At 32.7% G+C, this 14,773-nt stretch carries 15 protein-coding genes; 8 read left to right on the forward strand and 7 right to left on the reverse strand.

Annotated elements, in window-relative coordinates; translation table 11 throughout:
- The first annotated feature begins 18 nt into the window (after positions 1 to 18).
- Complete coding sequence (gene fbaA, locus ACEN2I_RS12575) at positions 19 to 1,086, forward strand: class II fructose-bisphosphate aldolase (RefSeq protein WP_441766452.1); 1,068 nt, start codon at positions 19 to 21, stop codon at positions 1,084 to 1,086.
- Between the two features lie 116 nt (positions 1,087 to 1,202).
- Positions 1,203 to 2,057: an acetyl-CoA carboxylase, carboxyltransferase subunit beta gene (gene accD / locus ACEN2I_RS12580; protein WP_441766453.1), complete on the forward strand. Its 855-nt coding sequence runs from the start codon at positions 1,203 to 1,205 to the stop codon at positions 2,055 to 2,057.
- 155 nt (positions 2,058 to 2,212) lie between these two features.
- Here accD and ACEN2I_RS12585 read toward each other — a convergent pair whose 3' ends face one another.
- Positions 2,213 to 3,460: an ABC transporter permease gene (locus tag ACEN2I_RS12585; protein WP_441766454.1), complete on the reverse strand. Its 1,248-nt coding sequence runs from the start codon at positions 3,458 to 3,460 to the stop codon at positions 2,213 to 2,215.
- A 165-nt stretch (positions 3,461 to 3,625) separates the two neighbouring features.
- On the opposite strand from ACEN2I_RS12585, the gene purH reads away from it, so the two are divergent.
- From purH to rodA, 6 genes are all read left to right on the forward strand, one after another.
- Entirely contained in the window at positions 3,626 to 5,152 is a 1,527-nt protein-coding gene (purH, locus tag ACEN2I_RS12590) for a bifunctional phosphoribosylaminoimidazolecarboxamide formyltransferase/IMP cyclohydrolase (protein WP_441766455.1), read from the forward strand.
- A gap of 57 nt (positions 5,153 to 5,209) precedes the next feature.
- The gene (locus ACEN2I_RS12595; protein ID WP_008466528.1) at positions 5,210 to 6,238 is read left to right on the forward strand and encodes a rod shape-determining protein; all 1,029 of its coding nucleotides are present in this window, start codon (positions 5,210 to 5,212) and stop codon (positions 6,236 to 6,238) included.
- A 109-nt stretch (positions 6,239 to 6,347) separates the two neighbouring features.
- Complete coding sequence (mreC, locus tag ACEN2I_RS12600; RefSeq protein WP_441766456.1) at positions 6,348 to 7,172, forward strand: rod shape-determining protein MreC; 825 nt, start codon at positions 6,348 to 6,350, stop codon at positions 7,170 to 7,172.
- Positions 7,165 to 7,671 (forward strand): rod shape-determining protein MreD, encoded by a 507-nt coding sequence (locus ACEN2I_RS12605; protein WP_441766457.1) that lies wholly within the window; start codon positions 7,165 to 7,167, stop codon positions 7,669 to 7,671. The genes mreC and ACEN2I_RS12605 overlap by 8 nt, the downstream gene beginning before the upstream one ends.
- Entirely contained in the window at positions 7,668 to 9,632 is a 1,965-nt protein-coding gene (gene mrdA / locus ACEN2I_RS12610; RefSeq protein WP_441766458.1) for a penicillin-binding protein 2, read from the forward strand. The genes ACEN2I_RS12605 and mrdA overlap by 4 nt, the downstream gene beginning before the upstream one ends.
- A gap of 15 nt (positions 9,633 to 9,647) precedes the next feature.
- Positions 9,648 to 10,883: a rod shape-determining protein RodA gene (gene rodA / locus ACEN2I_RS12615; protein ID WP_441766459.1), complete on the forward strand. Its 1,236-nt coding sequence runs from the start codon at positions 9,648 to 9,650 to the stop codon at positions 10,881 to 10,883.
- A gap of 51 nt (positions 10,884 to 10,934) precedes the next feature.
- Here the strand turns inward: rodA and ACEN2I_RS12620 are convergent, their stop codons facing one another.
- From ACEN2I_RS12620 to ACEN2I_RS12645, 6 genes are read right to left on the reverse strand one after another with little or no spacing between them, the layout of a single operon-like run.
- Positions 10,935 to 11,645: a PH domain-containing protein gene (locus tag ACEN2I_RS12620; protein WP_441766460.1), complete on the reverse strand. Its 711-nt coding sequence runs from the start codon at positions 11,643 to 11,645 to the stop codon at positions 10,935 to 10,937.
- A 49-nt stretch (positions 11,646 to 11,694) separates the two neighbouring features.
- A complete protein-coding gene (locus ACEN2I_RS12625) occupies positions 11,695 to 12,066 on the reverse strand; it encodes an MmcQ/YjbR family DNA-binding protein (protein WP_441766461.1) in 372 nt (123 codons plus the stop codon).
- A gap of 8 nt (positions 12,067 to 12,074) precedes the next feature.
- A complete protein-coding gene (locus tag ACEN2I_RS12630) occupies positions 12,075 to 12,425 on the reverse strand; it encodes a DUF4260 domain-containing protein (protein ID WP_441766509.1) in 351 nt (116 codons plus the stop codon).
- Positions 12,425 to 12,826: a GNAT family N-acetyltransferase gene (locus ACEN2I_RS12635; RefSeq protein WP_441766462.1), complete on the reverse strand. Its 402-nt coding sequence runs from the start codon at positions 12,824 to 12,826 to the stop codon at positions 12,425 to 12,427. The genes ACEN2I_RS12630 and ACEN2I_RS12635 overlap by 1 nt, the downstream gene beginning before the upstream one ends.
- A gap of 52 nt (positions 12,827 to 12,878) precedes the next feature.
- Complete coding sequence (locus ACEN2I_RS12640) at positions 12,879 to 13,958, reverse strand: DUF4421 family protein (protein WP_441766463.1); 1,080 nt, start codon at positions 13,956 to 13,958, stop codon at positions 12,879 to 12,881.
- 39 nt (positions 13,959 to 13,997) lie between these two features.
- Complete coding sequence (locus tag ACEN2I_RS12645) at positions 13,998 to 14,759, reverse strand: cyclase family protein (RefSeq protein WP_441766464.1); 762 nt, start codon at positions 14,757 to 14,759, stop codon at positions 13,998 to 14,000.
- Between the last annotated feature and the right edge of the window lie 14 nt (positions 14,760 to 14,773).

Genomic DNA, 14,773 nt, shown 5'->3' on the forward strand with positions numbered 1-14,773 from the left:
CAACTAAAAAAAATTACAATGGCACACAATATCAAACCCGGCGTGGCTACAGGAGATCAAGTACAGGAAATCTTTAATTATGCGAAAGAAAAAGGATTTGCTTTACCTGCAGTAAACGTTACAGGATCTAGTACAATCAATGGAGTTTTAGAAACTGCAGCAAAATTAAATGCACCGGTTATCATTCAATTTTCTAATGGAGGAGCACAATTTAACGCTGGAAAAGGATTATCTAATGCAGGCGAAAAAGCAGCAATTGCTGGTGGAATTGCTGGAGCAAAACACATCCATGCTTTAGCAGAAGCTTACGGTGCAACTGTAATTTTACATACTGACCACTGCGCAAAAAAATTATTGCCTTGGATTGATGGTTTGTTAGATGCATCTGAAAAACATTTTGCAGAAACAGGAAAACCATTATTCAGTTCTCATATGATCGATTTGTCTGAGGAGCCAATCGAAGAAAATATAGAGATCTGTAAAGAATACTTAGCTAGAATGAGCAAAATGGGTATGACATTAGAAATCGAACTTGGTATTACAGGTGGAGAAGAAGATGGTGTTGACAACTCTGATGTTGACAGCTCAAAATTATATACGCAGCCAGAAGAAGTAGCTTATGCTTACGAAGAATTATCTAAAGTAAGCCCTAAGTTTACAATTGCTGCAGCTTTTGGAAACGTTCACGGTGTTTACAAACCAGGGAACGTAAAATTAACTCCAAAAATCTTAAAAAATTCTCAGGATTTCGTTCAAAACAAATTTAATACTGGTCACAACCCGGTAGATTTCGTTTTTCACGGAGGTTCAGGTTCTACACTTGAAGAAATTAGAGAAGGAATTAGCTACGGAGTTATCAAAATGAATATCGATACAGATTTACAATTTGCATATACTGAAGGAATTCGTGACTATATGGTTAAAAACCTTGACTATTTAAAATCTCAGATCGGTAACCCGGAAGGTGCTGATGTTCCTAATAAAAAATATTATGACCCAAGAAGATGGGTTCGTGAAAGCGAAGTGACATTCAATAAAAGGCTTGAGCAGGCTTTTGCAGACTTGAATAACGTAAATACATTATAAAAAAGTTATCAGTATATAGTAGTTTTAAGTATTCAGTCGAAAATAAACCGAATACTTAAAACTAAATAAAAAACTGATTACTGAAATTGATTACTGAACACTGAATACTTAGAGAGATGGCTTGGTTTAAAAGACAGGAAAAAGGGATTACGACCGCTACAGAAGATAAAATGGACGTTCCGAAAGGATTGTGGTACAAATCTCCAACAGGAAAAATTATTGATGCCGACGAATTGGCCCGAAACTTATTTGTTAGTCCTGAAGATGATTTTCACGTTAGAATTGGAAGCGCAATCTATTTTGAAATTTTATTCGACAACAACGAATTTGTTGAGTTAGATAAAAACATGACATCAAAAGATCCTTTGCATTTTGTGGATACAAAAAAATATGCAGAGCGATTGAAGGATGTAATGGAAAAAACACATCTTAAAGATGCAGTGCGCACCGGAGTAGGTAAATCGAAAGGAAAAGAACTTGTAATCTGCTGTATGGATTTTGCCTTTATTGGAGGATCTATGGGAGCTGTTGTAGGTGAAAAAATTGCAAGAGGTATTGATCACGCTATTAAAAACAAATTGCCTTTTGTAATGATTTCTAAATCTGGTGGAGCTCGTATGATGGAAGCCGCTTATTCATTAATGCAATTAGCTAAAACATCAGTAAAACTTGCTCAACTTGCCGAAGCTGGTTTACCCTATATTTCTTTATGTACAGATCCAACTACCGGAGGAACAACAGCATCATATGCGATGTTAGGAGACATCAACATCTCTGAACCAGGTGCTTTGATTGGTTTTGCTGGTCCGAGAGTCGTTCGTGATACAACAGGGAAAGATTTACCGGAAGGTTTTCAAACTGCTGAGTTTCTTTTAGAACACGGTTTCCTTGATTTTATTACCCCAAGAAAAGATTTAAAAGACAAAATCAACTTATATATTGATTTGATTCAGAATAACGACATTAGATAGTTTTTTTGAAACCGCTAACAACATTTAAAATCTCATCCGCTTAAATAGCAGGTGGGATTTTTTTATATCTATAACATATAACATGTCATTACTATTGAAATTAATCACAAACTCAGAAGCTTTTTCTAATCTGACCCTTTTAATATTCAAAAGAACTACATTCCTGTTCTAATAGCTTCAACCGGATCTAAATTTGCAGCTGAAATTGCCGGTAAAATCCCTGAAATTAATCCAATAAGGGCAGCCAGAGTAGTTCCTAAAATTATATTTCCAAAGCTTAAAACAAATTCAAAATCGAGCGCTTTTGTTAGAATAAGTGCAATTCCCCAAACCATTAGTAAACCAATAATTCCGCCAATTACAGAAAGAATTATAGCTTCGAATAAAAACTGAAATAAAATAAATCGGTTTTTGGCTCCAAGTGATTTCTGAATTCCAATTAAATTCGTTCTTTCTTTTACAGATACGAACATAATATTCGCAATTCCGAAACCTCCCACTAAGAGAGAAAATCCGCTAATAATCCATCCTACCACATTCATCTGTCCTAAAATTCCATCAATGAAATCGGTAAATCCGGAAAGCACATTGATAAAAAAATTATCCATCTCCCCTGCTTTCATGCCACGAATTGCTCTGAGTTTTTGTGCCACTTCGGCTTTATAAGCATCCATATCAATTCCTTTTACAGGTTTTAAAACAATTACGGGAGTCATTGCATCACTATCTCCATACATACGACGTAAAAAATTAGCCGGAAAATAAACTGAAGTATCATTACTGTCACCAAAAAAACCTGCTCCTTGTTTTACCATTACACCAATAACCGTAAAACGCTGTCCATACAAACGAATATTTTTTCCAATAGGATCACTATCTCCAAAAAGCCCGTTAGCAATATCATAACCTAAAACAATTACAGGAGTTCCTGAATTTGATTCAGATTCGTTATAAAATCTTCCTTTATCAAAACTTAATCCGTCAATATCAACCATTTCAAACGAAGAAGGAACCATATTTACATCTGCAACAGTTTTTGAATCGTATTTTAAACTTTCTCTATTTACAAATAACTGATATCCCACCTGCTCAGTATTATTCAATGAGTTTTTTAAATTGACATACTCGTCATATTTAACATTTGGAAACTGTTCTCTTTTCCATTGTGGAATTTCTGAAGGACCAAAGCAATATTTCATTAAATAAATCGTATTTTTATCTAAACTGCTCAAATCTTTAGAAATTTTTCTATCCAGAGAATCAACAGCGGCAAGTACAGCAATGATTGAAAAAATACCAATGGTCACGCCTAACAATGACAATAAAGTTCTCAATTTATTATTTCGTAAAGCATTAATTGCAAAGCCCAGACTTTCTTTTAATAACCTAAGATAAAGTAGCATATTTTCGTTTTTTTCGATAAAGTAAAATTCAATAAATTTAAATCAAAAACCTAATAAAAGGTAACTAACTCATCAGTAGTTTTTTTTAATATAATGTTACAAGAATTCCTTTAAATATATTATCAAAAAAAACTACTTTTGCAGTCTGAAAATTATAACTACACAATGAGCACAACTAAAACAATACAATCAGCTTTAATATCTGTTTTTTCGAAAGATGGATTAGAGCCTATCGTTAGAAAATTACACGAACAAAACGTTACACTTTATTCAACTGGAGGAACCGAAGATTTCATTAAAAACCTTGGTATTCCTGTGGTTCCTGTTGAAGATATTACTTCTTTCCCGGAAATTCTTGGTGGAAGAGTAAAAACGTTACACCCGAAAATTTTTGGCGGAATTTTAAATCGTCAGGATAACGAAAGTGATGTTCAGCAAATGAAAGAATTTGATATTCCACAGATTGATTTAGTAATTGTTGATTTGTATCCGTTTGAAAAAACAGTTGCTTCTGGTGCAAGCGAACAAGATATTATTGAGAAAATTGATATTGGCGGAATTTCATTAATCCGGGCAGGTGCGAAAAACTTCAAAGACACTGTAATTGTAGCTTCCGTAAACGAATATAGTTTACTTTTAGATTTAATTACAGAACAAAACGGAGCAACAACTCTTGAGAACAGAAGATTGCTTGCTACTAAAGCATTTCACGTTTCTTCTCATTATGATGGAGCAATTTTTAATTATTTTAATACTGACGAAACAATATACAAAGAAAGTATTGCAGATGGTCAGGTTTTGAGATATGGCGAAAACCCTCATCAAAAAGGATTTTTCTTTGGTGATTTTGATGCAATGTTTAAAAAAGTTCATGGAAAAGAATTGTCATACAACAACTTATTAGATGTTGACGCTGCAGTAAACTTAATTAATGAATTTAAAACTGACGGACCAACATTTGCTATTTTAAAGCACAATAATGCTTGTGGTTTAGCATCCAGAAAAACAATCAGCGAGGCTTATTTAGCAGCTTTGGCTTGCGATCCCACATCAGCATTTGGTGGTGTTTTAATTGCAAATACCAAAATTGATTTGACTACAGCACAGGAAATCAATAAATTATTCTGTGAAGTTGTAATAGCTCCAAGTTATGATGACGAAGCAATTGCTGTTTTACAAGAAAAGAAAAACAGAATTATATTAGTTCAAAATGAAGTTGAATTACCTTCAAAACAAGTAAGAACATGTCTTAACGGTTTGTTAATTCAGGAAAGAAATAATATTACGGATACTAAAGAGCATTTAAAAACCGTTACAATTACAGAACCTACAGCCCAAGAGATCGAAGATTTAATATTTGCTTCAAAAATTTGCAAGAACACAAAATCAAATACAATTGTTTTTGCAAAAAACGGAACATTAATTTCCTCAGGAACAGGTCAGACTTCAAGAGTTGATGCTTTAGTACAAGCAGTTGATAAAGCAAAAGCTTTTGGCTTTGATTTAACCGGAGCTTCTATGGCCAGCGATGCATTTTTTCCATTTCCGGATTGTGTAGAATTAGCCAAAAAAGCAGGAATAACGGCAGTAATTCAGCCAGGGGGTTCAATAAAAGATGAATTAAGCATAAATTATTGTAACGAAAATAATCTTGCAATGGTATTTACAGGAACACGTCATTTTAAACATTAATTTGTTTAACTTTGTTCGATAAATAATTTTATAACATTTTAAACCCCTAAAAAACTTATGGGATTTTTTGATTTCATGACCGAGGATATTGCGATAGACCTTGGTACCGCAAACACTTTAATCATACACAATGATAAAGTTGTTATTGACAGCCCCTCTATCGTAGCGCGTGATAGAGTATCAGGGAAAATCATCGCTGTTGGTAAAGAAGCCAACATGATGCAAGGTAAAACACATGAAAACATCAAGACCATAAGGCCTTTGAAGGATGGTGTAATTGCCGATTTTGATGCTTCAGAAAAAATGATCAATATGTTCATTAAAAGCATACCAGCATTAAAGAAAAGAATGTTTACTCCAGCTTTGCGCATGGTAGTTTGTATTCCTTCTGGCATTACTGAGGTGGAAATGAGAGCGGTAAAAGAATCTTGTGAAAGAGTAAATGGAAAAGAAGTTTATTTGATCCATGAACCGATGGCAGCAGCAATTGGTATTGGTATAGATATCATGCAGCCAAAAGGAAACATGATTGTTGATATTGGAGGTGGCACAACTGAAATTGCCGTTATCGCATTAGGTGGAATTGTTTGTGACAAGTCTGTAAAAATTGCAGGTGACGTATTTACAAATGATATTGTTTATTATATGCGTACCCAACACAACCTTTTTGTGGGAGAAAGTACTGCAGAGAAAATAAAAATTCAAATTGGAGCTGCTATCGAAGATTTAGATGGTCCTCCTGAAGATATGTCCGTTCAGGGTAGAGATTTGCTTACAGGTAAACCAAAACAAGTAGATGTATCGTACAGAGAAATAGCCAAAGCATTAGACAAATCAATTCAACGTATTGAAGATGCTGTAATGGAAACTTTATCACAAACTCCTCCCGAATTAGCAGCAGACATTTACAATACCGGTATTTATTTAGCTGGTGGCGGATCGATGTTAAGAGGGCTTGACAAACGTATTTCACAAAAAACAGATTTACCAGTTTATATTGCTGAAGATCCGTTAAGGGCTGTTGTTCGCGGGACTGGAATGGCGCTTAAAAACATCGCAAAATTCAAAAGCATCTTAATTAAATAAGATTCAAAATAACAATAAAAATATTTTTATAAGAGTCAAATTTAATGGTTTGACTCTTGTAAATTTGAAGTCCAAAAGCATATCCTGAAACAAAATAACCAAACAAGAAATGCAGCAAATTTTTAATTTCATTATAAGAAACAGTAATCGATTGCTGTTTTTGCTGCTTTTAGGTATTTCGTTGGCACTCACAATCCAATCTCACTCTTTTCACAGAAGCAGAATAATCAGTTCTGCTAACTTTATTAGCGGCGGGGTTTATGAAAAAATAAGCAACGTTAATGAGTATTTGAATTTGAGAACCCAAAATGACGAACTGGTACTTGAAAACGCAAGATTAAAAAGTCTTTTATTTAACATAGAAGATACTACCAAAAAGCCAATGATTGATAGCCTTAAAGGAGTAAAACCTGCTGATATTATTGTTTCTAAAGTAATTCATAACTCATACAGTACGCACGAAAACTACATTACTTTAAACTCCGGGACTAAAGAAGGTGTTAAACAAGACATGGGAGTAATTAACAGTTTAGGAATTATTGGTATCGTAGACAACATCTCACCTAATTATTCTACTGTAGTTAGTATTTTGAATATGAAATCTCAGATTAATGCAAAAATAAAAAAGTCAAATCACTTTGGTTCACTTACGTGGAATGGAAAAAGTACAGGTTATGTTCAATTAACCGATGTTCCGAGATTGGCTTCAGTTAGAAAAGGGGATACTATCGTTACTGGAGGACAATCTGTAATTTTTCCTGAAAATATAAACATAGGTACTGTTTATAAAATTTATACAGACACAAAAACTACATTCTATACCATTGATGTTAAATTATTTAACGACATGACTAATTTAGGACACGTCTATATTATCAAGAGTAAGAACAGAGAAGAACTTATTAATTTAGAAAAAAAGGAAAAGGATGAATAGCGCATTGTTAGTCAATATTTTTCGATTTATTATGTTGCTGGCGATTCAGATTGTTATTTTTAATAATATGAATTTCTTAGGATACATTAGTCCTTTTCCATATGTTCTCTATATTATTTTATATCCTGTAAACAGTAATCGATCCGGTTTAATAATTTCCAGCTTTTTATTGGGTTTTACAATGGATATGTTTTGTAATTCAGGAGGTATTCATTCAGCAGCCTGCCTGATTTTAGCCTATTACAGGCCTTACATTTTTAAGTTTTCTTTCGGATTAAGCTATGAATATCAAACTATAAAACTGAACGAATCTTTAACACCTGAACGTTTTTCATTCATTCTCGTTTCCGTTTTACTACATCATATAGTCTTATTTATTCTGGAAGCTTTTCAATTTAAATTCATTTGGGATATTTTACTAAGAACTCTATTTAGTACCGTTTTTACAATACTCATTTCTATAATAATCATATATCTTATTAAGCCGAATAAACGATGAGAAAAGTCCTGCTGCCCACTTTAATTATTATTGCAGCATCTTTGCTAGTGATCAGGATATTTTATTTACAGGTTATTGATGATTCTTTCAAATTGAAATCAGAAAATAATGCTATTAAAATAAAATATGATTATCCTGAACGCGGATATATTTACGACAGATATGGAAAACTTCTTGTTGCAAATCAATCTTCTTATGACATAATGGTAATCCCAAGGGATATTAAAAAAGACCTTAATATTACAGAATTCTGCGAATTATTAAAAATTACAAAAGAAGATTACGACAAACGACTAGCAAAAGCAAAGGTTTATAGCCCAAGATTACCTTCTGTTTTTTTATCACAACTTAATAAGACAGAATTTGCCGCTTTTCAGGAAAAAATCAGGAAATATGAGGGCTTTTATTTTCAAAAACGTTCTCTTCGTGATTATGAGGTAGATTATGGTGCTAATATTTTTGGTTTTATTACGCAAGTAAACGAAAGACTGATTGCAAAAAACCCATATTACAATAGCGGTGATTTAATTGGAATGCAAGGTGTTGAACAAAGTTATGAAGAAGTTCTACGCGGAATAAAAGGTGTAAAATACATTCAGAAAGATAAATATAACCGGGAAATTGGTTCTTATAAGGATGGCAAATATGATACTATTGCCGTACAAGGAGAAGATATTAATTTAACTATTGATGCTGCACTTCAAAAATATGGCGAAGAATTAATGATCAATAAACGAGGAGGTATTGTAGCAATTGAACCTCAAACAGGAGAAATTTTAGCTTTGGTAACGGCGCCTTCTTATGATCCCGGAATTTTAGTAGGAAGACAGCGTTCTAAAAACTACACTCTTTTATATCATGATTCTATTGCAAAACCACTTTATGACAGAGGGCTTTTAGCTGAGTATCCTCCGGGTTCTCCTTTCAAAATTTTAACAGGTCTGGTTGCGTTGCAAGAAGGTGTAATCGATGAACAGACTACTTTTATGTGTCACCATGGTTTTAGCTATGGTAGAGGACGTTTTATGAAATGTCACGGTTTTGGACCTCATCAATTACATAATGGAATTTACAATTCGTGCAATACTTATTTTGCTCAATCATACATGTTAACTATAAATAAATACAATAATCCAGCGAAGGCTGTAGATGTTTGGAGTAATCATGTAAAGAGCTTTGGACTTGGTCAGTTTATGGGTTATGACTTGCCAACAGGAAAAAGAGGAAATATCCCTACTTCAAAAACATATAAAAAAATATATCCAAATGGAGGCTGGCGAAGCACTACAATTGTATCAAATGCAATTGGTCAGGGAGAAGTTTTAATGACGCCAATTCAACTGGCAAATATGATGGCAACTGTTGCTAACCAGGGTTATTACTATACACCACATATCATCAAAAAAATAGAAGGCAAAAAGATTGATGCAAAGTTTACTACTAAACATGTAACAACCATAGATAAAAAATATTTCCCACCTGTTATCAGCGGTCTATTTGATGTATATAATCTTGGTACTGCTCATGGATTAAATGTTCCTGGTATTGATATTTGTGGAAAAACCGGTACAGCTGAAAATTATGCAAAAATAAATGGTAAAAGAGAAAAACTCAAAGATCACTCTATTTTCGTAGCTTTTGCACCAAAGGATAATCCAAAAATTGCCATTGCCATTATGATTGAAAATGGTGGATTTGGAGCTACAGTTGCGGGACCTATTGCCAGTTTAATGATTGAAAAATACCTGAAAAAGAAAATTTCAAGAACCGATTTAGAAGTTAGGGTTTTAAACAAAAGTTTAAAGGGTGAATATGCAAAATTAGGAGGGATGACAGAAGCAAGTTTAATAGAATCAACACCTAAAGATTCTATTTTGAAGGCTAAGATTATTACTCCAAAAACAGAAATACCCAAAACAGAAATTAAAAAAACTACAGTAGACACTACAAAAGAAAATTAATACGGATTATTTCAAATGAAAAATCAAAGTGTAAAAAATAATATTGACTGGATAAGTGTAATTATCTATAGTGTACTGGTAATTCTGGGGTGGTTAAATATATACTCCTCTTCTTTATCTTCTACAGAGGGCACTTATGAAAAACAATTTATATTCATTTGTTGTACAATCCCATTAATTCTCATCGTTTTATTTGTTGATGGAAAATTCTATGAAAAATACGCCAGTATCATTTTTGGCGTTTCTTTATTATCATTAGCGGGATTGTTTCTCTTTGGAAAAACAATTGCTGGACAAAGATGCTGGTATGCTATAGGGAGTTTTACGCTTCAGCCTTCAGAATTTGCAAAGGCTGCAACTTCATTAGCATTGGCCAAATATTTAAGTGATACTCAAATTAATCTTAAAGAAACTAATCGTCAGATTCAGGCGCTTGCAATCATATTTCTACCTGTACTTTTGATTTTGCCTCAACCAGATCCCGGAAGTGCTTTAATTTACAGTATCTTCATTATTGTTTTATATCGTGAAGGCCTGCCTTCATGGTATGTGTGGACTGGATTTATAACAATACTGCTATTTGTTTTGACACTCGTTTTAGAACCTTATGTGGTTATTTTATTAGCAGTAGCTGTATTGGCAATACTATATTTTAAAGGTAGGGCAGTCGACCGAAATATTATTTTGAGTAGTATACTTCTGGTAATTATTTCTGCTTTTGTTTTTTCAGTTGATTATGTTTTTGAACATGTATTCAAGCAGCATCATAGAGATCGTTTTAATATTTTACTTGGTAAAACTGTTGATATGAAAGGCATTGGATATAATACTAATCAATCGGAAATTGCTATTGGAGCCGGTGGCTGGCTGGGAAAAGGTTTTTTAGAAGGAACACAAACAAAAGGTGGCTTTGTACCGGAACAGCATACTGATTATATATTTACAACAGTTGGTGAGGAATGGGGTTTTGCAGGTTCGTTTATCGTTATCAGTTTATTTGTCGGATTATTCTTGAGAGTGATTTATTTAGCTGAAAGACAAAAAACAAAATTCAGCAGAGTATACGGATATTGTGTTGCGGGAATTTTATTCATTCATTTCTTTGTGAACATTGCCATGGTAATCGGTATTTTTCCAACAATTGGAGTTCCACTTCCTTTCTTTTCTTATGGCGGTTCAGGTTTGTGGGGTTTCACCATTTTACTTTTTATATTCTTGAAAATGGATGCCAATAAAGTAAATGAATGGTAATCTCTAAAATTTAAAATAAAAAAATCCGAAGCTATAAACTTCGGATTTTTATTACATATAACTTAAAATTTCTTTTTTATAAGTGTCATATTCTCCCTGAAGAATTAAACCATTATCTAATAATTTTTTATAATTCTGTAATTTATCAAAAAGTTCCTCTTTAGACAATTCGCTTAACTTGCGCTCTCCAGTTAAGGGCTGAGTTTGCTGAATTGGTTCAAAAGTTTCCGTATAAGACGGAGTTGTTGCCGGCATAATTTCAGCAAAATTAGTTACTTCTTCTGTTTCAATTTCTTCAATTTCAGGTTCTGAAGATTCTTCTTCAGGAAGAGCAGTTTCTATAGTTGGAGCAGAAATCACAACAGGATTTTTAATCAAATCCAATTGCTCTTTTGCGTAAGTATATATTTTTCGAGCCTGGATTTTCGGAATATAATCAATCGAAATTGATAAATCAGTATTCGTATTAAATGAGAATTCTGAACCTAAAATATTTTCTTTTACAAAAGCACCCGCAACATTATCCCAGGTATAATCTGTAAAATCCATTGAAAGACCTAAATTTTTAGGTTGACAAATAATGATTCGTTTGTTTGTTAATACAATACTATCAGGAAAAACAGTAATTGCCGGTTTTTTTTGAACGGCAATATATCCAATTTCTTCACCTTTCATCAATAAATCATTGAGTTTTGAAGTGATTTTTTCAATCGCTTTAGGATCTTGTTCTTCGTTTAGAAATTTTTTAAATTGTTCTTTCATGGGTGATGAATTGCTAAGTTTTGTTGTCGTAATAGTACAAATGTAATGCCTAATTTTCTAATTCAATAATTTCATTCTGAATTTTCCTTGTCAAACTTTTGAAAACCAATTCATACGAATGATCGATAAGTTCTTTAACTAAAGCTGTTGATAGATTTCCGTTTAAAGCAATAGTATTCCAATGTACTTTGCTCATATGAAAGCCCGGTTTGATCTCATCATATTCAGCTCTCAATTCCTGCGCACGTTCAGGATCACATTTTAAATTGACCGCCTGTTCGTTCTTTTCCCATTGTGACAAGGAAGATAAAGCAAATATTTTTCCGCCAACTTTAAAAACCAATGTATCCTCATCAAAAGGGAAATGTTCTGTTGTGCCTTTTTTATAAAGACAATATTCGTAAAACGTTTCTAAATTCATATCATTTTTTATTTACCAATTTCACCCAAATGAGTGTATTTGAAACCCTTTTTATATTTCAATCCATAACCAAAAATGCGATCCATTGCAGAATGAGCCAATAAAATAACACCAATAAGCTGCACTAATTCAATTTGTAAATAACAGCCCGTTAAGTAAAGCAAAACCGCAATTCCTTTATGATGAAATGCATTGTACAAAAAAGCTCCGGTTTTATTATTTATGGCATATCCCAGCATCGAACAATCCGGTCCCAGAATCAAAACCAAAAACCACCACCATTGATAATCTAGTAGATTAAACAAATAGATTCCTAGAACAAATAATCCTAATTCTTCTAATTTAATAGCTGTTTTCATCATTTCTTTTCCATCATTTTTTCAGGATTTTCTAAGGGTTTAAAACCAAATTTTTCATATAAAAAATGTGCATCTGTAGTCGCTAATCTCCAAATTTTAATATCTTTTAAAAGCGGTTCGTTCATCACATTTTTAATTAAAACAGACGAATACCCTTTTCCGCGTTGTTTTTCGGTAATAAAAACATCCATCACATATCCAAAAACAACATAATCTGTAATCACACGGGCAAAACCGATCTGATCGTCATTTAAATAGATTCCAAAACAAACCGAGGCGTCAATTGTAGTTTGTACTTCCTTTATCGTTCGCCCAGCTGCCCAATAAACATCTTTTAAAAAGTTTTGTATAAACGGAATGTTAAGTTTTGTTTTATCAGTCGAAACGGTAATTTGATTCATTATTCGTGATACATTTTAATAGAGATCTAATTTTTAACAGGATCAGTATTGATTACATTTTAATTTTATCATCTATTTTCTCAACTGGTTTTGCAATAAAACCCGGGGCATCAAATCGATATCCAAAATACAATAATCCATAAACTTTATCATTGGTAATAACCGTTGTTTTATCCTGATTATAAGAACTGCCGTCAAAATTTAAACTTGCCCCAAAAAGAATGCGTTCATTGTTATAACCTATTTTTATCCCGCCTTCAATATTTCTTGTAAAATAACTTTCTTTTTCAATACTTCCAACACCTGAATCAATACTTTTATCATTTAAAAATTTGACTCCAATCGAAGGGGATAAATGCGGTGCAATATAAAAGTTTTTATGAATGATAAAATTATAATAATAACCTACAGACAATCGAATATCAAACTCTTTTTGTTTCCCGTCAAGATCATCTGATCTGGAAGTAATTTTATTATAACTGTAAATTAGAGACGGGACAAAACTTCCGGCACTCTTTTTTTGCCATTCTGTAAATGAAGTTATACTTTTTAGAGAGAATTTTGGATTAAAAAGGTAAGATGTCGACATTGCGTATTGTACCGTTTTAAAATCAGGAAACTGAAGATACGGATCTTTTCCCTCCACCCAATCCGGATTAAATTCAGACATGTTCGATACATAATATCCTTTCGTTTTACTGTAATTAACCGTTTGAAGCCATCTGCCTAAGAAGAAACGAAAATTATAATCTGAAACAGAAGATTTTCCTTTTAAATCTTCATCGTTATTTCCTCCAAAAAATTTAGGATAAAAACCATAACTAAAACCGATAAATTTATAGTCGATACTTAAAAATAGTTTGTAACTATTATTAGTTTCCAGATCCAGATTTGGACCGTTATTATTTGTCAATAAATAAGCATCATTTTGCGTGCTTACGTTTGCCCTAATCATGATTTTATCTGGATAATAAATAAAATTTACAGTGTCTTTTTCTGTTTTATTCTGGCCAAATAATTTTGTAAAACTCAAAGAAAAAAGCATAAAAAATAAAACTGCAAAAAGTGCATAATCATTTGTTCGCTTTAAATGTTTTTTGGTAGCTGCTTTCAATGTAAAATAATTACACATTAGTAATTATAAAACTACAAATTTAAATTGATAAATTAATTATGAAAATTTTACGATAGCATATAAAACAGGTTTGCTCGGACTTGCATCATTTTCAAAAGAAGCAATTTGTAAATTTAAGAGATAATCTCCATCTTCAATTTCTTCGGGCACAAAAATCATTTCTGTAATTGTGGCTTCAAAACGGGCCTCGCTATTTATGTTGTGCGTGTCTTTCACGTTCCAGAAAGCTTTGTGTGCCAATAATTTTCCTCCGTCATGTTCTTTGTCAACACTTGGAAGATCAATTAATAAATGCTGAATTTCGCTTTCGCGGATGAAAATCGCCGCTTCTTCAGACAAATAAGGAGGATTTGTATTCGAATATTTTCTAGACTTTTTATCTTTTTGGTTGGGAAGTGTCCTAATTATTATTGCTTCTGTTTTTTCACTTACTAAAGCTGAAACCTGCTTTTTAGTAATCACCAAATCATCGCCCATTTTTTCAGGTTCTATAGTAATCAATCTGGCAAAAAAGAAAAACTGTTTTAAAGACTGATTAATACTGTAAAAATCATTTGTAATATGCCCAAGACATTCTGTATGAGTACCATGTCCGTGAGGATTAAAGGAAATAGTATTGAAGTTTGTGGATGATTTTCCTTCAGAAACTTTCCCAATCCAATCACCAAAAACTACAGGTTCAATAACCGGTTTTTCGATGTACCAGGCAATCGGGTTTTCATCAGTATTCGTTAATGGAATAGAAATATCAATTGGTTTTGATAAGTCAATTTCGAAGTTGTTGATTTTTGCTAACATATTTTTTTAACCGT

The sequence above is a fragment of the Flavobacterium sp. W22_SRS_FK3 genome (assembly GCF_052113665.1).
In the GTDB taxonomy this organism is placed as follows: Bacteria; Bacteroidota; Bacteroidia; order Flavobacteriales; family Flavobacteriaceae; genus Flavobacterium.